This window comes from Mesorhizobium sp. 113-3-9 (assembly GCF_016756515.1).
Lineage (GTDB): Bacteria > Pseudomonadota > Alphaproteobacteria > Rhizobiales > Rhizobiaceae > Mesorhizobium.
Genome location: NZ_AP023246.1, coordinates 5,746,677 through 5,768,957 on the forward strand (window position 1 = coordinate 5,746,677; position 22,281 = coordinate 5,768,957).

At 63.3% G+C, this 22,281-nt stretch carries 18 protein-coding genes and 1 tRNA gene; 10 read left to right on the plus strand and 9 right to left on the minus strand.

Annotation, left to right across the window (positions count from 1 at the left end; translation table 11 throughout):
• Window positions 1-57 precede the first annotated feature (57 nt).
• Window positions 58-1,686, minus strand: a complete 1,629-nt coding sequence (locus tag MesoLj_RS28155; protein ID WP_202323316.1) for a fatty-acid--CoA ligase — start codon at window positions 1,684-1,686, stop codon at window positions 58-60.
• A 321-nt stretch (window positions 1,687-2,007) separates the two neighbouring features.
• Between MesoLj_RS28155 and MesoLj_RS28160 the strand changes: the two genes are divergently transcribed.
• Window positions 2,008-2,364 carry a hypothetical protein gene (locus tag MesoLj_RS28160; protein WP_140768824.1) on the plus strand — a complete coding sequence of 119 codons (357 nt, stop codon included), beginning with the start codon at window positions 2,008-2,010 and terminating at the stop codon, window positions 2,362-2,364.
• A gap of 132 nt (window positions 2,365-2,496) precedes the next feature.
• Window positions 2,497-2,886 (plus strand): DUF427 domain-containing protein, encoded by a 390-nt coding sequence (locus MesoLj_RS28165; protein WP_202323317.1) that lies wholly within the window; start codon window positions 2,497-2,499, stop codon window positions 2,884-2,886.
• Window positions 2,887-2,960: 74 nt separating this feature from the next.
• On the opposite strand, the gene MesoLj_RS28170 is transcribed toward MesoLj_RS28165, so the two are convergent.
• The 3 genes from MesoLj_RS28170 to ppdK all read right to left on the minus strand — a co-directional run bounded on the left by MesoLj_RS28170 (window position 2,961) and on the right by ppdK (window position 7,806).
• A complete protein-coding gene (locus MesoLj_RS28170; protein ID WP_202323318.1) occupies window positions 2,961-3,701 on the minus strand; it encodes a polysaccharide deacetylase family protein in 741 nt (246 codons plus the stop codon).
• A gap of 203 nt (window positions 3,702-3,904) precedes the next feature.
• Window positions 3,905-5,008 (minus strand): glycosyltransferase family 9 protein, encoded by a 1,104-nt coding sequence (locus tag MesoLj_RS28175; RefSeq protein WP_202323319.1) that lies wholly within the window; start codon window positions 5,006-5,008, stop codon window positions 3,905-3,907.
• Window positions 5,009-5,127: 119 nt separating this feature from the next.
• Complete coding sequence (ppdK, locus tag MesoLj_RS28180; protein ID WP_202323320.1) at window positions 5,128-7,806, minus strand: pyruvate, phosphate dikinase; 2,679 nt, start codon at window positions 7,804-7,806, stop codon at window positions 5,128-5,130.
• A 225-nt stretch (window positions 7,807-8,031) separates the two neighbouring features.
• On the opposite strand from ppdK, the gene MesoLj_RS28185 reads away from it, so the two are divergent.
• The 3 genes from MesoLj_RS28185 to MesoLj_RS28195 all read left to right on the plus strand — a co-directional run bounded on the left by MesoLj_RS28185 (window position 8,032) and on the right by MesoLj_RS28195 (window position 9,812).
• Window positions 8,032-8,376: a VOC family protein gene (locus tag MesoLj_RS28185; protein ID WP_056563877.1), complete on the plus strand. Its 345-nt coding sequence runs from the start codon at window positions 8,032-8,034 to the stop codon at window positions 8,374-8,376.
• A 139-nt stretch (window positions 8,377-8,515) separates the two neighbouring features.
• A tRNA-Gln gene (locus MesoLj_RS28190) sits at window positions 8,516-8,590 on the plus strand.
• A gap of 349 nt (window positions 8,591-8,939) precedes the next feature.
• Window positions 8,940-9,812, plus strand: coding sequence for a phytanoyl-CoA dioxygenase family protein (locus MesoLj_RS28195; RefSeq protein ID WP_202323321.1), 873 nt, complete (start codon window positions 8,940-8,942; stop codon window positions 9,810-9,812).
• Between the two features lie 86 nt (window positions 9,813-9,898).
• Here the strand turns inward: MesoLj_RS28195 and MesoLj_RS28200 are convergent, their stop codons facing one another.
• The gene (locus tag MesoLj_RS28200) at window positions 9,899-10,798 is read right to left on the minus strand and encodes a LysR family transcriptional regulator (protein ID WP_202323322.1); all 900 of its coding nucleotides are present in this window, start codon (window positions 10,796-10,798) and stop codon (window positions 9,899-9,901) included.
• A 128-nt stretch (window positions 10,799-10,926) separates the two neighbouring features.
• Here MesoLj_RS28200 and MesoLj_RS28205 point away from each other — a divergent pair, with 128 nt between their 5' ends.
• Both MesoLj_RS28205 and MesoLj_RS28210 read left to right on the plus strand, forming a co-directional pair.
• Window positions 10,927-12,564, plus strand: a complete 1,638-nt coding sequence (locus MesoLj_RS28205; protein ID WP_202323323.1) for an ABC transporter substrate-binding protein — start codon at window positions 10,927-10,929, stop codon at window positions 12,562-12,564.
• Between the two features lie 508 nt (window positions 12,565-13,072).
• Entirely contained in the window at window positions 13,073-13,420 is a 348-nt protein-coding gene (locus MesoLj_RS28210) for a hypothetical protein (RefSeq protein WP_244735181.1), read from the plus strand.
• A 51-nt stretch (window positions 13,421-13,471) separates the two neighbouring features.
• On the opposite strand, the gene MesoLj_RS28215 is transcribed toward MesoLj_RS28210, so the two are convergent.
• The 3 genes from MesoLj_RS28215 to MesoLj_RS28225 form a co-directional block, all read right to left on the minus strand.
• On the minus strand, window positions 13,472-16,930 hold the full coding sequence (locus MesoLj_RS28215; RefSeq protein WP_202323324.1) for a chromosome segregation SMC family protein: 3,459 nt from the start codon (window positions 16,928-16,930) through the stop codon (window positions 13,472-13,474).
• Window positions 16,931-16,987: 57 nt separating this feature from the next.
• Window positions 16,988-17,731, minus strand: coding sequence for a DsbA family protein (locus MesoLj_RS28220; protein WP_140768844.1), 744 nt, complete (start codon window positions 17,729-17,731; stop codon window positions 16,988-16,990).
• A gap of 154 nt (window positions 17,732-17,885) precedes the next feature.
• Window positions 17,886-18,395: a DUF721 domain-containing protein gene (locus MesoLj_RS28225; RefSeq protein ID WP_056563897.1), complete on the minus strand. Its 510-nt coding sequence runs from the start codon at window positions 18,393-18,395 to the stop codon at window positions 17,886-17,888.
• 54 nt (window positions 18,396-18,449) lie between these two features.
• Here MesoLj_RS28225 and mutY point away from each other — a divergent pair, with 54 nt between their 5' ends.
• Window positions 18,450-19,589 (plus strand): A/G-specific adenine glycosylase, encoded by a 1,140-nt coding sequence (gene mutY / locus MesoLj_RS28230; RefSeq protein WP_202323325.1) that lies wholly within the window; start codon window positions 18,450-18,452, stop codon window positions 19,587-19,589.
• Complete coding sequence (locus MesoLj_RS28235) at window positions 19,582-20,193, plus strand: HAD family hydrolase (RefSeq protein ID WP_140768848.1); 612 nt, start codon at window positions 19,582-19,584, stop codon at window positions 20,191-20,193. The genes mutY and MesoLj_RS28235 overlap by 8 nt, the downstream gene beginning before the upstream one ends.
• 65 nt (window positions 20,194-20,258) lie before the next feature.
• Here MesoLj_RS28235 and MesoLj_RS28240 read toward each other — a convergent pair whose 3' ends face one another.
• Window positions 20,259-21,392: a site-specific DNA-methyltransferase gene (locus tag MesoLj_RS28240; RefSeq protein WP_140768850.1), complete on the minus strand. Its 1,134-nt coding sequence runs from the start codon at window positions 21,390-21,392 to the stop codon at window positions 20,259-20,261.
• 178 nt (window positions 21,393-21,570) lie between these two features.
• Between MesoLj_RS28240 and MesoLj_RS28245 the strand changes: the two genes are divergently transcribed.
• The gene (locus MesoLj_RS28245) at window positions 21,571-22,260 is read left to right on the plus strand and encodes an HAD family hydrolase (RefSeq protein WP_202323326.1); all 690 of its coding nucleotides are present in this window, start codon (window positions 21,571-21,573) and stop codon (window positions 22,258-22,260) included.
• Window positions 22,261-22,281 lie beyond the last annotated feature (21 nt).

Genomic DNA, 22,281 nt, shown 5'->3' on the forward strand with positions numbered 1-22,281 from the left:
GGACGGAGGTTTAGTGCCTTTTCGCGTCGGCTTGAAGCCGAAACACGCAACATCCCCTCAATCCGTCGGCAGGCGGTAGTCCCTGAACTGTTGGCGCAAGGTGATCTTCTGGATCTTGCCGGTGGCGGTATGGGGTATTTCGCCGACGAAAGCGACATCGTCCGGCATCCACCACTTGGCCACCTTGCCGTTCATGAAGCCGAGAATGTCAGCCTTGGTCGGCTCCTTGCCCGGCTTGGCGACCACGACCAGCAAGGGCCGCTCGCCCCATTTCGAATGATGGACGCCGATTGCCGCCGCCTCCGCCACGTCCGGATGGCCGACGGCCAGATTCTCGAGATCGATGGTCGAAATCCACTCGCCGCCGGACTTGATGACGTCCTTGGCTCGATCGGTGATCTGCATGTAGCCGCCGGCGTCGATGTGAGCGACGTCTCCAGTGTCGAACCAGCCGTCCTCATCGAACTGCTCGGCACCGGCGCCGCCGTAGTAGGCGCGGGCAACGGCCGGTCCACGCACTTTCAGCCGACCAAAGGTCTTGCCATCCCAGGGTTGCGCATTGTTCTCGTCATCGGTCACTTTCATTTCGACGCCGAAGGGCGGGTAACCCTGTTTCTGCTTGACGTCGAGCCGGGCCTCCCCCTCCAGGGCTGCATATTCCGGCTTCAAGGTGCACAGCGTGCCGAGCGGCGACATCTCGGTCATGCCCCAGGCGTGGATGACCTGGACGTCGTAATTGTCCTGGAACTTCGTCATGATCGCACGCGGGCAGGATGAGCCGCCGATGACGACCTTGTTCAGATAGGGCAGCTTCTTGCCGGTCTCCTCCAGATATTGCAGCAGCATCATCCAGACGGTCGGCACGGCGGCGCTGAAGGTCACCTTCTCGGTGTCGAGTAATTCATAGATCGAGGCGCCGTCCATCCTGCAGCCGGGCATGACCAGCTTGGCGCCGATCATCGGTCCGCTCTGGCCAAGGCCCCAGGCGTTGGCGTGGAACATCGGCACCACGGGCAGGATGGTGTCGCGTGACGACAGGCCCATGGCGTCGGGCATGGCGGCGATCATGGCGTGCAGCACGTTCGAGCGATGGCTGTAGACGACACCCTTGGGATCGCCTGTCGTGCCCGATGTGTAGCACATGCCGGCGGCGGTGCCTTCGTCGAAGGTCCTCCAGGCGAAATCGCCATCGACCTCGTCAAGCCAGTCCTCATAGGCGACGGCATTGGGCAGGGTCGTTTGCGGCATGTGCGCCTTGTCGGTCAGCACAATCACCTTTTTCAGCGATTTGACGGTACCGGCGATCTTCTCGAGCAGCGGTATGAAGGTAAGGTCGACGAAGACGGCCTTGTCCTCGGCATGGTTCATGATCCAGACGATCTGCTCGGGAAACAGGCGCGGGTTGAGCGTATGATAGATCCCGCCGATGCCCATGATGCCGTACCAGGCCTCGATATGGCGCGCCGTGTTCCAGGCCAACGTGGCGATGCGGTCGCCCAACCCATAGCCGTCACGCTCCAGCCTCTGGGCGACCTTGAGAGAACGACGATGGATCTCGGCATAAGTGGTGCGCACGATCGGTCCCTCGACCGAGCGTGACACGATCTCGCGCGCTCCATGCTGCCGTTCGGCGTTGTCGATAAGCTTGTGGCACAGCAGCGGCCATTCCTGCATCAGCCCCAGCATCCCGCTCCTCCTCCCTCGCGCATTTTGCGTCGTAGCTTCGAACCATTGTGAAGCGAACCGGCGGATTGTCCAGTCACCCGCTTGCGCGGCGAAGGAATTTCAGCGCCCGTTCCGCAACGGCAAGCGGTTGAATCTTGACATGTTTTGGACTTCCGTCTCCTGGCCACTCGTGCCACAGAGATGGCAAGAGGGTCGAAATCACCACAGTGGCGGCAGTGCCTTATCCGGCGAAATGACTTGAAAATCCGCCACAATCCGGCCATCGTCGGCGTTAAGTTTCGTTAACGGGCAAGGGGCGATTGGCGACTGAAAGAGGTTCGCATGGACGCGCAGCTCGACGACAAAGCCCTTGAGAGCACAATTGCGGAAAGCCTGGCCGATCTGGTGCCGGACGAAAAGACTGTTTCCGAAGACGAATTTGTTGAAGTTGTCGGCGGCGCGCTCGAAGCGGTCGGCGGCACGCTGCTGTTCAAGATGTGCGTCCAGAACGAAGGCGAAGGCCAGCACGTCGCGGCGGCATCCGTCGGCGATGGCGGCAACCGCCAGTTCCTGCTGCTCACCTTGCCAACCGTTGGTGGCTCGCTGAAAGTCGAAACCGTTTCGAGAAGCAGCAACCCGGTGGCGGGCATCGCAGCCGCCTATGCCGGACTGATGGACGCATTCAAGACCGCCGCCTGAGCTTCGGCGGATACTCGAAAGCGCTGCAGCGCCACGCCTCGGCGATTGGTGCGCCTGTTTTTGTGATGCAAACGGACCTTGCGCAACGGCTGTGCCCGCCACACCTTAGGGAGCCAGGCAAGGAGAACCAACATGGACAAGATCGCCAACCCGGCACCCGGCTTCCAGCGCAATCCCGACAAGATCATCACCATCGAGCCCTATGTCGGCACCGTCACGGTACGCGCCGGCGATACGGTTGTCGCATCGTCCACGAAGGCCAAGGTGCTGACGGAGGCTCCCTACCCCGCCGCCTTCTACATTCCGTTCGCCGACATCGATTTCGGCAAGCTGAGCGCTACCGAACACTCGACCCATTGCCCCTACAAGGGCGATGCCAGCTATTGGAGCGTGCTGCCTGCCGGCGAAACCGGTCAAAATGCAATGTGGGCTTACGAGCGGCCTTTCGACGAAATGACCGAAATCCGCGACCACGGCGCGTTCTACGCCAGCAAGGTCAGCATCGAAGCCAAGCCGGGCTGAACGCTTCGACTCTAAGGCCACCGGGGCGCGTTGATATTCAGGTCAGGCCGGCCTCACCTGAATATCAACGCCCCTCAGTCGGTAGTGCCGTGATTGCCGGTACCGTCGGCATCGTCCAGGCGCACGAAGGTCACGCCCTTGTCCTTGAGTGCCAGCAGGCCCTGCACCACGCCCTCACCAGCTGCATGGGTGGGCTGGTTGATATGGGCGATGATGACGTCACCGTCCTTGGCAGCGGCGATGCGCTTAGCGGTTTCCTTGGCGCCCAGCAGCGAGCCGCCATCGCCATTGATCGAGAAGCCGGCGATCTTGAAACCGAGCTTGCGGATCATCGCGATCGCCGAGGGGCTGTATTCGGCGGTTGCGCCGCGGAACCATTTCGGCGCGGGCTCCCCAGTCCTGGCAAGCGCCGCAGCCCCCGACTCGACCTCGGCCAGCACCGCATCCGGGCTGCCGGCGCTGCGTATGCCATAGATCTTCTGCGGCGTGTCGACCGCCGGAACATGGCGCCCGCCGTGATTTTCCAATTCGAAAAGGTCGCGATGCGCCCGCATGATCTCGACGGCCGCGGCATTGCGCTTCAGCCAGATGCCGGTGACAAAGATGGTGGCCGGTATCTTGTTCTCCACCAGCGCCGAGAGAATGCGTGTGTCGGTCTGTCCACCGCAGGCATCGAGCGTGAGCGCGACACGGCCCGCTCCGCTTGCCGCGGGCTTGATGTGCAGCGTGGGCTCGACCAACGGCGCGGCTTGGGCGCTGGATAGCGCCGCCAGCGACATGGCAATCATGCAGAGATGTCTTTGCAGCAGACGCATTAAATCGAATTCCCGACTGGAGCGGTTCACCGTTTCACGCAAACGGCAACCCGCCCTTTTTGGAGCATTTCCCAAGGGGCGATTTCAAGCCGCCATCCCAAGACCCGCATGAAGGCGGAAATCGGGACGATGGGTAGCAGAAAAATGCATGGCGCGGCAATTTGACCGCCGGCCTTGCGAATTATCCATCCGGCGACAGCCGTTCAGACAGCGCGTTCCCGCTTCATCTCGGTGCGCGCCAGCACCTCGCGCGCCGCCTCGACGACAGGCTTCACTTCCAGGCGCCAGACGCAGCACGCCTTGCGGGGGTCGGTCCGGCGGCACAAGCCCTTGGCCACGCAGTCGCACGGCATCGGCGGACGAAGCGCGATGCTGGGCACGCCGAGAGGCCCCCAGCGCGACGGGTTCGTCATACCGAAGAGGCCGACAACGGGTGTGCCCGCGGCCGCGGCCATATGCATCGGGCCGCTCTCGTTGCCGAGAAACAGCCGCGCCTGCTTGAGCACAGCCAACAAGTTCTCGAGCGACAGCGTCCCGACAAGGTCGACGACCGGCGTCGCCGTCCTGGCGATGATCCGCGCGGCGGTCCCCTGCTCCTCCGGCCCTCCGACCAGCACGAAGCCCAATCCGGTGTCGGTTGCAATCTCGTCGATCGCCTCGGCAAAGCGTTCGGGCTGCCATTGCCGGCCCTTGAAACTGGCTCCCGCGTGCACCGCGACGAAGCCGTTTGGGTCGAGACCATGCTTGCCCAGAAGCGCCAAGGCTTTCAGGGTCTCGAACGGCAGAGGCTGAATGCTTGGCACCGTCACGCGCAGATCGAGGCCGAGCGCTTCAATGGGCGAAAGATAGCGATAGACAAAATGCTGGCCGCCAAATCCGAACGGCTTGGCAAACACATTGGCGGGTTGCCGCTCCAGCAGCTTCAGAGGCCGTTCGGGAGGATTGTAGCCGACGCGGGTCTTGGCGTTGACGAACCCGCTGACGATGCGCGAGGTCTTTGAATCGGTCAGGTCGATCGTAAGGTCAAAGCGGAAGCCGCGTAGGGCCCGCACCATGGCATAGAGCTCTTTTCCACGCTCCAGCGCGGTGCCGCGCATGCGGGATCGCCTGAAGGTGACCACTTCCGAGGCGATACCATGCGCGACCACGAAGCTTTCGAACTGCGCCTCGCAGAGGAACACGATCCTGGCGCCGGGGAATTCGAGTTGAAGGTTCCTGGCGAGCGTCGAGGCGAGGACGATGTCGCCTATGAACTTCGTTTGAATGACCAGGATCGAGCGGAACGGCGCGGGTGATATCTGCAACATGTGATTCCCGGGACAATTGGCGGGCCGTCCGCAAATTGGGCAGGAACAATGTCGAGATTACGCAATGCCTTCAGCACGTTCGCGTGAGTTTTCATACAAAACCGTAAGCTTTGATCGTCCTATCCGCGCCCCGTCTTTGCTACCTGCACCGCGGCCTGCGCGGCCGCCAGCCTGGCGATCGGCACGCGATAGGGCGAGCACGACACATAGTCGAGACCGACCTCCTCGCAGAAACGGATCGACGAGGGATCGCCGCCATGTTCGCCGCAGATGCCGAGCTTGATCTCAGGCCGTGTCGCCCTGCCCTTTTGCGCGGCCATGCGCACCAGTTCGCCGACACCGTCGATGTCGAGCGAGACGAACGGATCCTGCTCGATGATGCCCTTCTGGCGATAAGTCTCCAGGAACGAGGCCGCATCGTCGCGAGAGATGCCGAAGGTGGTCTGGGTAAGGTCATTGGTGCCGAAGGAGAAGAACTCGGCCGACTCGGCGATCACATGGGCACGGATCGCCGCACGCGGCAGTTCGATCATCGTTCCAGTCAGATAGTCGATCTTGACGCCGCTCTCGTCCATGACGCTCTTGGCGACCGCATCGATGCGCGCCTTCACGTACTCGAGTTCCTTCACTAGGCCGACCAGCGGCACCATGATCTCGGGCACAACCAGCGCGCCCGCCTTCTTGCCGGCTTCGACGGCGGCCTCGAAAATGGCGCGTGCCTGCATCTCGGCGATCTCCGGATAGGAGACGGCCAGCCGGCAGCCGCGATGGCCAAGCATCGGGTTGAATTCGTGCAGGGCCTCGGTGCGCTGCCTGAGCTTGTCGGCCGATACATTCATGACGGCGGCGACCTCGGCGATTTCGGCCTCGGTCTTGGGCAGGAATTCGTGCAGCGGCGGATCGAGCAGGCGGATCGTCACCGGCAGGCCTGCCATGATCTCGAACAGTTCCAGGAAATCCGAGCGCTGCATGGGCAGAAGCTTGGCCAGGGCGGCGCGCCGGTCCTTCTCGGTGTCGGCCAGGATCATTTCGCGCATGGCGACGATGCGGTCGCCGTCGAAGAACATGTGTTCAGTACGGCAAAGCCCGATGCCTTCAGCGCCGAAGGAGCGCGCCATGCGGGCATCGAGCGGCGTTTCGGCATTGGTGCGCACCTTCATGCGGCGCACGGCGTCCGCCCATTCCATGATGGCGGCGAAATCGCCCGACAGTTCCGGCTGCAGCATGGCAACCGCGCCCTTCAGCACCTGGCCATTGCCGCCATCGATGGTGATGATGTCGCCCTTGCGGAAGGTCTGCCCCATCGAGATCAGCGTGCCCGCCTTGTAGTCGACGCGCAGCGACCCGGCGCCCGACACGCAAGGCTTGCCCATGCCGCGCGCGACAACGGCGGCATGGCTGGTCATGCCGCCGCGCGTGGTCAGGATGCCTTCCGCGGCATGCATGCCGTGGATGTCCTCGGGGCTGGTCTCGATGCGCACCAGGATCGCCTTGCGGCCTTGGGTCTTCAGATCCTCGGCCTCGCCGGAGGAAAAGACGATCTCGCCGGTGGCGGCGCCCGGCGAGGCCGGCAGACCGACGCCGATGACGTCACGCGCGGCTTTCGGATCGATGGTCGGATGCAGCAACTGGTCGAGCGAGCCCGGATCGATGCGAGCGACAGCCTCCTCCTTCGAGATCAGGCCGTCCCTGGACATCTCGACCGCAATCTTCAGCGCCGCCTTCGCGGTGCGCTTGCCGGAGCGAGTCTGCAGCATCCACAATTTGCCGCGCTCGATGGTGAATTCGAGATCCTGCATGTCGCGGTAATGCTTTTCCAGACTGTCGGAGATGGTGACGAAGGACTGGAAGGCGTCGGGCATCAGCTTTTGCAGCGACGGCTTGTCGGAACCGGCGGCGATGCGGGCCGCCTCGGTGATGTTCTGCGGCGTGCGGATGCCGGCGACGACATCCTCGCCCTGCGCGTTCACCAGGAACTCGCCATAGAGCTGCTTTTCGCCGGTCGACGGATTTCGGGTGAAGGCGACGCCGGTGGCCGAGGTCTCGCCCATATTGCCGAACACCATGGCTTGCACGTTGACCGCCGTGCCCCAGCTTTCGGGGATGTCATGCAGACGCCGGTATGTGATGGCGCGGTTGTTCATCCAGCTCGAGAACACGGCGCCGATGGCGCCCCAAAGCTGTTCTTGCGGATCCTGCGGGAACGGCCTGCCGAGCTCTTCCTCGACCTTGGCCTTGTAGAGCGCGATCACGCCTTGCCATTCGATGGCCGTCAGCTCGGTGTCGAGTTCATGGCCGAGGCCGGCCTTCTGGTCTTCCAGTATCTCCTCGAACACCTCGTGATCGAGGCCCATGACGACATCGGAATACATCTGGATGAAGCGGCGGTAGCTGTCATAGGCAAAGCGCGCATCGCCGGAATCGGCGGCCAACGCCTCGACGGTTTCGTCGTTGAGACCGAGATTGAGCACGGTGTCCATCATGCCCGGCATCGACGCGCGAGCCCCGGAGCGTACCGACACGAGCAGCAGCTTCGACGGATCGCCGAACTGCCGGCCGGTCAGCCGGCCAATGTGATCGAGTGCGATCGCGACATCGGCTTCCAACCCCGCCGGATAGGCGCGGCCATTGGCGTAATAGGCATTGCAGACCTCGGTGGTGATGGTGAAGCCCGGCGGCACCGGCAGGCCCAGGCTGCACATTTCGGCAAGGTTGGCGCCCTTGCCGCCCAGCAGATTCTTGTCGCCGGCACGGCCTTCCGCCGCACCATCGCCAAAGGTGAAAACCCATTTGGTCATGCTTTGCTCTCCGGTTGCAGGAGATTGGAAAGATTGGCGAAACGGAAAGTTCCGCCCTAGTCCGACTTTGGACCGATATGATGCTGCAGTGCGAAAGGCAAGCACCGGAAAAGCCGTTCCGCCGCTACAATCGATTAAGAAAAAGCCCGGCCCGGACATGCGGCAAAAAGACTTGCCACCTCACGGTTCGACAGCTAGAACATAAAGGGAACAAATAGGTGTCCCATGAAACTGACTGGAAAACTCGACTATCTGGAAATGCCGGCGACCGGCGGCACGCTGGATCGGCTGAAGGCTTTCTACAGTTCCGCCTTTGCCTGGTCGTTCACCGACTACGGGCCCACCTATTCGGCCTTCGCAGAGGGCCTGGATGGCGGTTTCCAGGCCGATGCCGCGGAAGCACCGGCCAAGCCGCTGCCCGTGCTCTACAGCGACGACCTCGAGGAAACGCTTGGCGCCGTCGAAAGCGCCGGCGGCACGATCGTCAAGCCGATCTTCGCATTTCCCGGCGGCCGACGCTTCCACTTCGTCGATCCGGCCGGCAATGAGCTGGCAGTGTGGTCCCAATAGCCTGTTCATGGACCATCTGGCGGCAAGGCGCCGCAGGCCAGCCGAGTGTTCTAGCGTCACTCATGAGCATTGTGCTTTGGCATTGTGCTTTTCGGCTGCTCTGCTAATAACGCGCCGCACAAGCGACTCTGACGGCTATTGGGGCGTCGCCAAGTGGTAAGGCATCGGTTTTTGGTACCGACATTCCCAGGTTCGAATCCTGGCGCCCCAGCCACCCCTACAGGTGCGTCCGGTTGTCATTGGGGCCGGTCTCACGGCTCGTTGGGATGACAAAAGGAATGGCAGGGTCAGGCGAGCGATGAATGCCTGATACGGCATGACATTCGCCGAAGCAGACTGTCATCATCCATCAAAGCGATTTTCCATATGGCACGCTGGATGCGCTGCGTCCGGGCCAGACGCCGCGATCTTTGCGAGCGGACACCCGGATCCGGATTCACGCTCGCGTTCGCCAGCGGTATTTTTCCGATATTCGGGAAAGTCGATGCCAGAATCCACGACTTATCGCCCGCAATCCCTTTGTTACGATCGCCACGGATCACCAGACAGGGGTTGTCAAAGACATGTTGACGGACAAGCAGGCACGCGAGGCGGTGGAGCAGTACCGCGAGGAAGGATATGCGATCGTTCGACAGTTCGTCGACGGCGACGAGATGGCCCGGCTGAAGAAGGAAACGGATGATGTCTACGCCGAAGGGCTCAAGCATCACGCCACCTACAGGCATGGCAATCTCAACTTCCAGATTCTACCCGAGTCGGATTTCGGCCAGCGTTACGTGCTGCAGGCCTACTGGTTTTCCTGGATCAATTCCTATTTCGAGCAATTCCGGCGCAGCCCGGACTATCTGAAACTGCTCGAGGGGCTGATTGGCCGCGACATCAGGCAAATCGCCCAGCAACTGCACTGGAAGCCGCCAGGCGCCAATGTCACGGGTTACCGCTTCCACCAGGACCTGCGTTTCCGCAACCAGGCCGCCTTCGACAATGTCGCCGACGCGACCGTGACCACCGGCCTCGCCGTCGACCGCGCGACGCTCGACAATGGCTGCCTCCAGGTCGTGCCCGGTAGCCACAAACTCGGCTATCTCGGCCTCTCGGACGAGGGAACCGGCGAGCTGATGAAGGGCCTGACCGCCGAGGAGGAGTTGCGCAAGGTCGGCATCGACCCGGCGACCATCGTTCCGCTGGTGCTGGAGCCGGGCGACCTTGCCATGTGGGGACTGCTTACCGTGCACGGCTCCTCGCCGAACAAGTCGCAGCACGACCGCGCCTTCGCCCTGTCGAGCTATGTGCGGGCGGACTCGACGCAGCGCGGCGAATGGGCGTTCCGGGATGGCGTCTCCGTGCCGCTCGGCGAGACGCCGACGCTGTGCAAATACGAAAAGCTCTTCGAGGAGCCGGGACCGATGTACGACACCACCGCCTGGTGGAAATGACATTGCCGCGCCGGGCGACGGGGGCAAAAGGGGCCTGGCGTTCGCGCCGGGCCCCTGGCTGCGTCCGCCAGCGGCCTCGCAAAGTCTCAGGCGGTGAAATCCGCCGACAGTTCGCGCATCAGGAAATCGACGAAGGCGCGCACCTTGGCGGCGATATAGGTGCGGTGCGGATAGAGCGCGTAGATCGGGCTGGAGCCCGGGCGAAACTCGTCAAGCTGCACCTCCAGACGGCCGTCCCGGATCGCGGCATCAACCAGAAGGCTCGGCAGGTTGCCGATGCCGAAGCCGGCGATGGTCATCTGATAGGCGGCCTCCACGCTGTTGGTCGAGATGCGCCCGCCAATGGCGGCGTCGAACGGCCCGTCGGGTCCTATGAACGGCCATGTGCCCAGCCGCTTGGCGAAGTTGCTCAACACGCAGGAATGGCTTGCCAGCTGGTCCGGATGGGTCGGCCGGCCATTTCTGTTCCAGTAGTCCGGCGTGGCGCAGACATAGTTGCGAACCTCGCCAAGGCGCCTCGCGATCAACGCGGAATCAGCCTGTCCGCCGAAACGGATGGCGACATCGTAGCCCTCCTCGACAATGCCGACGACGTAGCGCGCGGTCAGGTCGAACTCGATGCTGGTGAGCGGGTTCTCTTCCAGGAATTTCGGCACCAGCTTGGTGATGCGCGTGTGGCCAAGGACATTGGAGCAGGAAACCCGGATCAGCCCGCGCGTTTCCTTGTGCAGGCCGCGCGTCGAATCCTGCAGTTCCGAGATGTCGTCCAGCAGACTGCGGGCCCGGGGAGCATAGTCACGTCCCGCCTCGGTGAGGCTGAGGCGCCTTGTGGTGCGGTTGATGAGACGCACGCCAAGATCCTCCTCCAGATCCTTGATCATGCGGCTGACCGCCGTGGTCGACATGTTGAGATCGCGCGCCGCCGCCGAGAGGCTGCCCAGCAGGCAGACCCGGTCGAACACCCGCATGGCCGTCAGAAGATTCATCCTGGCTTCCCCTCGCCGCCGCGTCTGCTCCACCCTTCGCGGCTTCCGGCAGAAGACAGCGCCCGGCGATCGTGCGGCAAGGGCATTCCACCGAATTTGGACGTAAAATCAACAATGGGAGAAACGATATGACATCCAAGCCTCTTCATCCCGCGATCGACGCTTTTGCACGGGGTACAAGAAATGGCGCGCTCAGCCGCCGCGAATTCCTGGCGCTGGCCAGCGCCTTTGGCGCCAGCACGGCGGTCGCCTACGGCCTCATTGGGCAGCCGGTTCCGGCTCTGGCTGAAGAAGCGGCCCAACCCAGGAAGGGCGGTGTCGTACGCGTCGCCATGCAGGTGATGGAACTGGAGGATCCGCGCAGTTTCAAGATTTCGCAGATGGGCAACATCGCCATGCAATTTCTCGAACCGCTGGTGCGCTGGAAGCCGGATTTCACCTTCGAGCCGGTCCTGCTGCAGAGCTGGGAAATCAACACGGACGCCACGGAGTACGTGCTCAAGGTCCGCCCAGGCGTGAAATGGTCGAACGGCGACGATTTCACCGCCACGGATGTTGCCTTCAACATCACGCGATGGTGCGAGAAGGGTGCCGCCGGCAACTCCATGGCTGGGCGCATGAGTTCGCTGATCGATCCCGACACCAAGGTGGCGCGGGCCGGCGCGATCACGATCCGCGACGACCACACCGTGGCGCTGAAACTTTCGCAACCCGACATCACCATCATCCCGGCGATGACGGATTACCCGGCATTGATCGTGCATCGCAGCTTCAATCCGAAAGAGGCGGCCCTGTCGGCAAATCCCGTTTCCACGGGCCCGTTCGAACTCAAGAAGCTCGATGTCGGCGTCGCCGCCTCGGTGCGCAAGCGGCCGGAAGGCTCGTGGTGGGGCGGCGAGGTTTTCCTGGATGGCATCGATTGGATCGACTATGGCACCGACTCGGCCGCCACCGTCTCCGCTTTCGAATCGGGCGAGATCGATTTGAACGGCCAGACGCAGTCCTATGACGTCGCCATGCTCGACGGGCTGGGCCTGAAGAAGAGCGAGATCGTCACCGCCGCCACCATCGTCTCGCGCTGCAACGTCAACGCCAAACCCTACGACGACAAGCGCGTGCGCAATGCCATTCAGCTTGCGGTCGACAATGAGGCGGTGCTGCAGCTCGGCGCCAACGGCATGGGCATGGTGGCGCAGAACGATCACGTCGGACCGATGCACCCCGAACATGCCGACCTGCCGCCGATCAAGCGCGACCCGGTCCGGGCCAAGGCGCTGCTGGAGGAAGCCGGCCAGCTCGATTTCGAGTTCGATCTGATCTCTGTCGAAGCCGACTACCGCAAGGAAAGCTCCGACGTCGTCGCCCAGCAGATGCGCGACGCCGGCTTCAAGGTGAAGCGCACGGTCATCCCGGAATCGGCATTCTGGAACGATTGGACCAAGTATCCCTTCGCCACGACCAACTGGAATGCCCGCCCGCTCGGCATCCAGACCTATGCGCTTGCCTATCAGAGCGGCTCTGCATGGAACGAGACAGGGTTTGCCGATCCGGCGTTCGATGCCAAGGTTCACAAGGCCAATGCCATTGCCGATCCGGACCAGCGCCGCGCGGTGATGAAGGAATTGCAGCTGATGCTGCAGGAATCCGGCATCATCGTTCAGCCTTACTGGCGAAAGCTGTTCTGCCATATGAAACCTGCCTTGATGGGCTATCAGATGCATCAGGCGTATGAGCAGGATTTCACCAGGGCCTGGCTCGCCGCCTGATCATCAGGATGGCAGGGCGGCGCCTTCCGCGGCGCCCCCCTGCCATTTCTTTTCGCCTCACCGAGCATTTCGCCCCACGGCGACACTATCGAAAGCCGATGAGGAGCAGCTCAGGCTTCGCATCGGACACGTCGCGCAGATGCGTCCACACGTGCCTTGCCTCGATAGATCCGCTGGGATCCGTGGCCGTGTCGCCAGGTCCGCCGGACCATCAGGCATACGAGAAATCCCGGTTTCCGCGTCTGTCATCATCGAGAAGCTCCAGTTCACCAGGAGAGCTTATCTTTGCCGAAATGAAGCGGAACCCGCTTCGATAGTCAACGACCTTCCCGAAAAACGGGAAAATTCACCCTTCCATGCAGACAAACCTCGTTGCTTTTCCGACGATCCGATGCAATCGTGACGCTCTGCGCTTCTCCTGCCTGGTGCATCGGGTTCAGTCGGCAGGCTTCGACCTCAGGGCGGTCGAAATCGCTGTTGGGGCACAATGACATCCTGCTCAGTCGTCTTGCGAACCGCATTTGTCGTTACGTTCGTTGCGGTTCTTATCCTCGCGCTGCTGCCGGAGCCTTGGCTCGAGCAATTCGGGATCGATGTCGGTTTCAGCGATGACAAGCTCAATCACGCCAGCGCATTCGCCGTCCTGGCCGCGCTTGGCAGCCTGGGTTGGCCCAAGCGCAAGCTCTGGCTGGTCATTTTCCTGGCCGCGGTCGGAGCTGCGATCGAAGTCCTTCAGGGGACGTCGGAGATAGCCCGCGATTTCGATGTGTTCGACTGGGTTGCCGATTGTATCGGCATCGCGTTCGGGCTCGTGGCGGCGGGTTGTGCAAGCTGGCTCATGCGCCGTCGAGGCTGACCGCCAATCGCACATTGTGCTGACGGCCGGAGCGCTATCAGCCCGGACGTGTCAGCTCGCCTCGCGCATCGCTTCAGCGGCCTGCAGATCGACCGATACGAGTTGGCTCACGCCCTGCTCGGCCATGGTGACGCCGAACAGCCGGTCCATGCGGGCCATCGTGATCGGATTGTGCGTGATGATAACGAAGCGCGTCTCGGTGGTCTTGGCCATCTCGTCCATGAGATTGCAGAAGCGTTCCACATTGTGATCGTCGAGCGGCGCATCGACTTCGTCGAGGACGCAGATCGGCGCCGGATTGGTCAGGAAGACGGCGAAGATCAGCGACATCGCCGTCAGCGCCTGCTCACCGCCCGACAGCAGCGTCATGGTCTGCGGCTTCTTGCCCGGCGGGCGGGCAAGAATTTCGAGGCCTGCCTCGAGCGGATCCTCGGATTCGATCAGCTGCAATTCCGCCGTGCCGCCACCGAACAGGTGCGAGAACAGGCGCTGGAAATGGCTGTTGACCACGTCGAAGGCGGCGAGAAGCCGCTCGCGGCCTTCGCGATTGAGGCTCTGGATCGCTTGCCTGAGCTTGCGGATCGCTTCGATGATGTCCTCGCGCTCGGAAACGATCGCCTCCAGCCGGTCGGAGAGCTCCTTCTGCTCTTCCTCGGCGCGCAGATTGACGGCGCCGAGCCGTTCGCGCTCGATCTTCAAGCGGTCGAGCTGGCGTTCGATCTCGGCCATCTCGGGCATCGGAGCGTCGACTTCCAGGCCGGTATGGCGAATGACCAGATGCGGCGGCGTGTTCAGCGTTTCCTGGATGCGAGCCTCGACCTCAAGACGGCGCTCGTCGGCCGCCGTCAGCCTTTCCTCGGTACGGGCACGGGTCTCGCGCGCCTCGGCCAGCGACTGGATGGCTGATGTAGCCAGCTTGTCCAGTTCGGCCTGCCTGTTCTCCGCTTCCTGCAGGCGATCGGCGGCCGCCTTGCGCAAGGTCTCGGCCTCGGTGAGTTGCGACAGCAGCGCGCGCCGCTTGGCGTCGATCTCGTCGGGAGCATCAGCCAGGCGTTCGCGCTCGGCCTCGGCCTCGGCCTTGCGGTCGCCGAGCGAGGCAATCTGCGTCGAGGCGTTTTCGGCGCGCACCAGCCAGTTGCTGCGTTCGGCGCCGATGGCATCGAGCCGGCGTGCGCGCGCCTCGGCTTCACGCCGCAATCCCTCATGGACGGCGCGCGCATCGGCAAGCGTGGCGCGGTCGCGCGAGACATTGGCCGAGGACTGTTCGAGCTGCAATTGCAGGTCGCCGAGATCGGGCGCATCCTGCAGCAGCATTTCGGCCTCGACGAAAGCCGCCGAGGTTTCCTCATGGCTGTCGACGATGCGCGCGCGGGCCTCGTCGAGGGCCGCGCGCCGGCTCGACAGCTCGCCGCCCGCCTTTTCGGCGTCGGCCAGCGCATTGCGGGCAGCGTCCAGGCGGTGCTGGGCGTCGCGTCCGGCCTGGCGCGTGTTGCGTTCGGCCTCGCTTGCCTGGCGAAGCGCCTGTTCGGCCTGTGCCAGCGCCTCCTCGGCCTGACGCAGGACAAGCGTCGCCTGCACCGCTTCGGCATCTAGTTCGGCAAGCCGGTTCTTCTGCGCCAGCCGTTGGGCAGCGGCCGTCGGCGCATCGGCGCTGGCCGTGAGACCGTCCCAGCGCCAGAGCGCGCCTTCGCGGCTGACCAGCCTCTGGCCCGGCGCAAGCAGCGCCTGCAGCCGGCGGCCGTCGGCCACCTCGACGATCCCGATCTGCGCCAGTCGGCGAGCCAATTGCGCAGGGGCACGAACCACGCTGGCCAGACTCTTGATGCCGTCCGGCAGGGTCGCGTCGCCGGGCTCGATCGGGCTTTCGCCCCAATGCACCGGCGCGCTGCGGTCGAGCGGCACGTCGAGGTCTTCGCCAAGCGCCGCACCCAGCGCCGTCTCAAAGCCGCGCTCGACGCTGATCTGCTCAAGCACCGAAGGGAAGAGATCGCCGCTGGCGGCATTGAGTATCTTGGCCAGCGTGCGCGCTTCGGTCTCGATGCCCGCCAGCTCGGCCCTGGCGTCCTGAAGCGGCGGCCGGGCGGCGCTTTCGGCGGCACGGGCATCGATGACCGACTGCTCGGCCTGCGCCACCGCCGCCTCGGATTCTTCGAGCAGCGCCACGGCCTGTTCGACCAGCACCCGCTTTTCGGCCGGATCCGGCAGGCCAGCCACCTTGGAGAGGATGTCCGACAATTCGCGGTCGACCTCGGCGAGTTGCCGGGCGAAGCGGTCGCGGCGCTCAGCGGTTTCGCGCAGCGTCCGTTCGATCTGATGGCGCGAGGCGGCGGCCTCGGCCCGTTCGGCGGTCAGCGCTGCGAGCCTGGCTTCGCTCTGCGCCAGCGTCGACGCCGCCTGTTCGAACGCCGCGCGGGTGGTGGCCTCGCGTTCCGCGGCGCCGGCGTTCTCGGAATTCAGTACAGCCTCTTCGGTGCGCAGGCGTTCGAGAACATCGGCATTGTCGCGCACCATCCGCTCCTCGCGGGCGATGTCGCCGTCAAGCTGCTGCAACCGACGCTCGATTTCGGCCTGGCGGTTGCGGATGCGGCCGGCCTCCTCCTCGATCTGCGACTTGGCGATCGACAGGCGCTGGAAGGCGGCGGCGGCCGCGGCTTCCGCGTCGCGCAGGTCAGGCAGGCGGTGGGCGCCGATGCCTTGTTCCCTCGCGGCGGCCATCTGCGCGGCGGCGCGGTCGCCGACCAGGGCGGTGGCGGCAGCCAGCGCCGAACGCGCTTCGCCTTCCTGCGTCTTGGCCAGCGTCCAGCGCAGATGCAGCAATGTCGCTTCGGCCTTGCGGATATCGGCCGACAGGTTCTTGAAGCGTGACGCCTGGCGCGCCTGGCGCTTGAGGCTCTCGATCTGGCTCTCTAGCTCGCCGACGACATCGTCCAGGCGTTCGAGGTTCTGTTCGGCCGCCTTCAGCCGCAGTTCCGCCTCGTGGCGACGGGTGTGCAGGCCGGAAATGCCGGCTGCCTCTTCCAGCAGCGCACGGCGCGCCTGCGGCTTGGCCTGGATCAGTTCGCCGATACGGCCTTGCCCGACCATCGATGGCGAGCGCGCGCCGGTCGACTGGTCGGCAAACAGAAGCTGCACATCCTTGGCACGCGCTTCCTTGCCATTGATGCGATAGAGCGAGCCGGCCTCGCGCTCGATGCGGCGCGACACCTGCAATTCATCGGCATCGTTGAATGCGGCGGGCGCCGAGCGATCGGTATTGTCTAGGAAAAGCGTGACTTCGGCGGTATTGCGCGCGGGCCGCGTACCCGAGCCGGAAAAGATCACGTCGTCCATGCCGGACGCGCGCATGTTCTTGTAGGAGCTTTCGCCCATCACCCAGCGCAGCGCCTCGACAAGGTTCGACTTGCCGCAGCCGTTCGGCCCGACAATGCCAGTCAGGCCGCGTTCGATGACGAACTCGCCGGGCTCGACGAACGACTTGAAACCAAGGAGGCGAAGGCGCGAGAACTTCATTCACGCGCCCCATAAAGGCGAGCGCCGAAACGCTGCCGCTTCAGCGCTGACCTGATGTCAGAGCAGAGGGTCGATGATGGCCGACATTTCCTCAATCGACATCGCCCCTTTGTAGGTCTTACCGTTGATGAAGAAGGTCGGTGTCGAGTCGACCTTGAATTCATTGGCGCCGCGCTTCTGGACCGATCTCACATCGTCCAGAAGTTTCTGGTCCGTCAAGCAGGCCTCGAAGGACTCCTGTGTAAAACCGGCGAGCTTCGAGATTTGCAGCAGCGCATCCTTGGTGTTCGACACGCCAACCCAGTTCGCCTGCTGCCTGAACAGCACGTCCACCATCGGGAAATAGTTATCCTTGGCGCAGCGCGCCAGCATGAAACCGGCTTCCGCGCTCGGATCGAACGGGAATTCGCGCAGGATATAGCGCGCCTTGCCGGTGTCGATGTACTTGGTCTTCAGATCCGGGAAGGTGGTCTCGGCGAAATGCGCGCAATGCGGGCAGGTCATCGAGGCGTATTCGACGATGGTGACTTTCGCGTCATCCTTGCCGAGCTGCTTGTCGGGCAGCGCGCCCGGCTTCAGCAATTCGGCCATGTCGACGGTGCCCTGCGCTTCCGGCACCTGGACCGCGGCCGGTGTTGCCGGCTTTGCGGGTGCGGCCGGATCAGCAGGCTTCACATCCGCCGCCTTGGCCTCTTCGCCGGAGTCACTGCAGGCAGCGAGCAGGGCAACCGCCGGGATTGCGGCCAGCGATGACAGGACGTTTCTGCGAGACAGACTTTTGCCGAACGAAGGACGGTTCATACGAATCACCTGACAATGGTTGGATTTTGCAATGCAAAGGCACGAAAAGGCGAGAGTTGGCGCGAATTAAGGCATCTCCATCCCCAATCCAATCGCGGAACCTGACAAAGGCGATCACGAATGCGAGATGTTGACGACAAATCCATGACTGTCTTCAAGGGGTTTTTGACTTCCTTTCACCCAGGATGGTTGCGCCAAGCCTTTCCAGCGAGGCACGCAACCCTTCATCCTCGATCAGTTCGACCGTGCTGGACAATTTCGTCTTCTCCGCCGCCGTCAAGGGCCTGAAGCTGGGTTTAGGCCGTCCTTTGTCCGACGTCACCGGTTTTTGCACGATCCTGATGCGGCCTATTGCCGTAAAGCCGAGGAAGGCGTTGACCCGGTTGATGATCTCGCCGGTCTCATGCTGCAGATGAAGCGCCGCCATGCCCTCGCAGGCGATGACCAGCACCGCCGGCTCGAACGGATCGTCCTCGTGCAGGCGACGCGGCCACTGGATCTTCTCGGGCCGCGAGCGGCTGGCAAGGCGCGGTCCGGCGATCTCTTCCCAGGACTGGACGAGGCCGATCGAGATGCCTGCCCTTTTGCGCAGCACCGGATCGAGGATCTCGGTGGCGAGATCGCTCACCGGAACAGGATTGCCGAAGCGCCTTTTCCCTGCCATGTGCGTTCTCCAGCCACGACCTCACCCGATATCGGCCAGGCCAACACAAGATCAATGGCACCAGCAGACCAGACCCGCAAGGCCCAGACTCAGGGGGCAATGCCAGGCGATACCGCCTCTCGGCTGCTTGCCTGGTACGACGTGCACCACCGCGAACTGCCGTGGCGCGTGACGCCGCGCGAGCATGCACGCGGCGTGCGGCCGGATCCCTACCGCATCTGGCTGTCCGAAGTCATGCTGCAGCAGACCACCGTCGAGGCGGTGAAATCCTATTTCCGCGCTTTTGTCGAGAAATGGCCAGATGTCGAGGCGCTGGCCTCGGCACCAACCGAGGATGTCATGAAAGCCTGGGCGGGGCTCGGCTACTATTCCCGCGCACGCAATCTCAAGGCTTGCGCTGATCTGGTGGCGGCGCGCGGCGGCCGGTTTCCCGACACCGAGGCCGCCTTGAGGGACCTGCCCGGCATCGGCGCCTATACCTCGGCGGCCATCACGGCGATCGCCTTCGACCGCCCCGCTGCCGTTGTCGACGGCAATGTCGAACGCGTCATCTCGAGGCTGTTTTCGATCACGACACCTCTCAGCGAAGCCAAGGCAGAGATACGCGCCCATGTCGAGCGCCTGCTGCCGCGGACAAGACCGGGCGATTTCGCCCAGGCGATGATGGATCTTGGCGCCACGATCTGCACGCCGCGCCGGCCACGCTGCATGCTGTGCCCGCTGCGCGAGGACTGCAGCGCCGTCGTTTCAGGCGATCCCGAAAACTTCCCGGTGCGGCTGCCGAAAGCCGACAAGCCGCTGCGGCGCGGCGCTGCTTTCGTGGCCGTGCGTGAGGACGGTGCCATTCTTTTGCGCAAACGGCCCGAGAAAGGTTTGCTCGGCGGCATGACCGAGGTGCCGACCACGGCCTGGACGGCGCGGGTGGATGGGGCCACCACACCGGCGGCGGCGCCCTTTTCCGGCGACTGGCGGCGCGCCGGGACAATCACTCATGTCTTCACCCATTTCGCGCTCGAGCTCGACGTCTTTCGCGCCAACATAAAAGGTGATGCGCCGGCAGGGTGTTTCTGGTCACCCGCCCATGAGATTGCCGGAGAGGCGCTGCCCACTGTCATGAAAAAGGCAATCGAGGCTGCGATACCCGGCGCGACGAAAAAGCCGTCACCGCTCAGTGCAAAGAGGCCCCATGACTGAAATCCGCCACATCGTTTTCGACATCGGCCGTGTGCTGATCCACTACGATCCAAACATCCCGTTCAGTCGCCTCATTCCCGATGCCGAAGAGAGACAGTGGTTCTTCGACAATGTCTGCACGCATGACTGGAACATCGAGCAGGATCGCGGACGAAGCTGGGAAGAGGCCGAGGCGCTGCTGATCGCAGAGCACCCAGATCATTCGGAAAACATCCGCAATTTCCGCCGCCATTGGCACGAAATGGTGCCGCATGCCTATGACGACAGCGTCGCCATCATGCTCGGCCTGATCGAGCGCGGCCATGATGTGACCATGCTGACCAACTTCGCCTCCGACACTTTGGCCGAAGCCCGCGAACGCTTCGATTTCCTGGATCGTCCACGTGGGGTGACCATCTCCGGCGAGATCGGCAAGATCAAACCGGATCGCGACATTTACGACCATCACGTGGCTGCGTTCGGGCTCAAACCATCGGCGACGCTGTTCATCGACGACAGCCAGAAGAATGTCGACGGCGCCCGGGCGGCGGGCTGGCAATCGGTGCTGTTCACCGATGCCAAGACGCTTAAAGCGGATCTTGAACGCTTCGGAATCAAGGCGTGATCTGAATCGCTTGCGGCGATCCGCTCAGATCCTGAATCAACGTGAAAGCAGCAATTGGCAGGGGGTCAACCCCCTGCCCGCTCCATGCCGAGGCGGGCAATGCGGCGCAGTTCGTCGATCGGGGTGAGCCCGCCGCTGCGCTCATAGTGCCAGAAGGTCCAGCCGTTGCAGGCATCCAGTCCCTGCACTTCGGCGCCGATCTTGTGGATCGAGCCGGCGCTGTCGCCGATCGCCACCGTGCCGTCGGCACGCACCTTGGCCGCCCAGCGCTTCTTGGCGTCATAGAGCGTGGCGCCCGGCGTCACCAGCCCGGTGTCGATAAGGCTGACGAAGGCAACGCGCGGCTCGGCGCGCTTGCCGGTCAAGACCGTCAGATCGGCATCCTGCAGCGGCCGCACGGCATCGATGCGCTCATTGGCGGCGTCGATATAGGCCTGCTCGCGCTCGATGCCGACGAAATGGCGCCCGAGACGCTTGGCCACCGCGCCTGTCGTGCCGGAGCCGAAGAAAGGATCGAGCACGATGTCGCCCGGCTTGGTCGAGGCCATCATGATGCGGGCCAGCAGGGCTTCAGGCTTCTGTGTCGGGTGCAGCTTGTCGCCATTGTCGTTCTTCAGCCGCTCGCCGCCGGTGCAGATCGGGAACAGCCAGTCGGAGCGCATCTGGACATCGTCATTGGACGCCTTCAACGCTTCATAGTTGAAGGTGTAGCCCTTTCCCTTCTGGTCACGAGAAGCCCAGATCATCGTCTCGTGGGCGTTCTGGAAGCGGCGACCGCGGAAATTCGGCATCGGATTGGTCTTGCGCCAGACCACGTCGTTGAGGATCCAGAAGCCCAGATCCTGCATCTTGGCGCCGACCCGGAAGATGTTGTGGTAGGAGCCAATGACCCAGATCGTACCGTTGGGCTTCAGCACTCGCCGCGCTGCCAGCAACCAGGCGCGGGTGAAAGCGTCGTAGGCTTCAAAACTCTCGAACTGGTCCCACTCGTCGTCGACCGCGTTGACCTTGGACTGATCGGGGCGATGCAGATCGCCGTCGAGCTGCAGGTTGTAGGGCGGATCAGCGAAGATGACGTCGACGGATTTTTCCGGCAGGCGGTCAAGGGCCGCGACGCAGTCGCCTTTCAGGATCGTGTCCAGCCATTCGGATTGCTGGGGGGCAAGGGAAAGCTCGTCGAGAAGACGCACGGCAGACATTTTTACACCCAAGGCACGCGTTACTGTTTACTCCCCGTTATGGTTACCGATCAGCGTAAATATTCGGTGAAGGCCGGCGCCGATCGTCCGTCAGGTTTGCGAAGGCCGGGCCATTGGTGTATGCCGCGCCGCTTGAGCCCGAGAGGCTATTCCTCCACCCTCCTTGTTCCGGATCACCATGCCCCAGCCAGACCTTGTCATCTTCGATTGCGACGGCGTGCTCGTCGATTCCGAAATCATCGCCGCGCGGGTCGAGGCGGAGTTGATAACCCTGGCCGGATACGAAATCTCGGCGGAGGAGATCGCGGAGACCTATGCGGGGCTGACGTTCAAGGACATCCTGATGCGGATCGAGGAGAAGTCCAAGATCCCGTTCCAGGCGTCGCTGATCGATCGCGCCGAGGATCTGGTCGACCGCAAACTGCGAAGCGACGTCCGCGCCATCGAGGGCGTGCGCGAGGCGGTAGCCTCGGTCACGACACAGCGCTGCATCTGCTCCAACTCACGTTCGGAGCGGATCGAATTCATGCTGGAGAAGGTGCATCTGCTGCCGTTTTTCGCCGGCCGTATCTTCTCGGCGCTGGAGATACCGAGCAAAAAGACCAAGCCCGCGCCGGACGTGTTCCTGCTCGCGGCGGAAAAACTCGGCGCGAATCCGGCGAACACCTTCGTCATCGAGGATTCCGTGCACGGCGTCACCGGCGCCAGGGCTGCCGGCATGCGCGTGATCGGCTTCACCGGCGCCAGCCACAGCTATCCCGGCCATGCCGACGCGCTGACAGAGGCCGGCGCCGAGACGGTCATTCGCCGCTGGGCGGAGCTGAAAAGCGTGATCGCGGCCCTATCGGAATGGTCGGCTGACGCCTGAGACGCGGGCGCCAAGATGGAC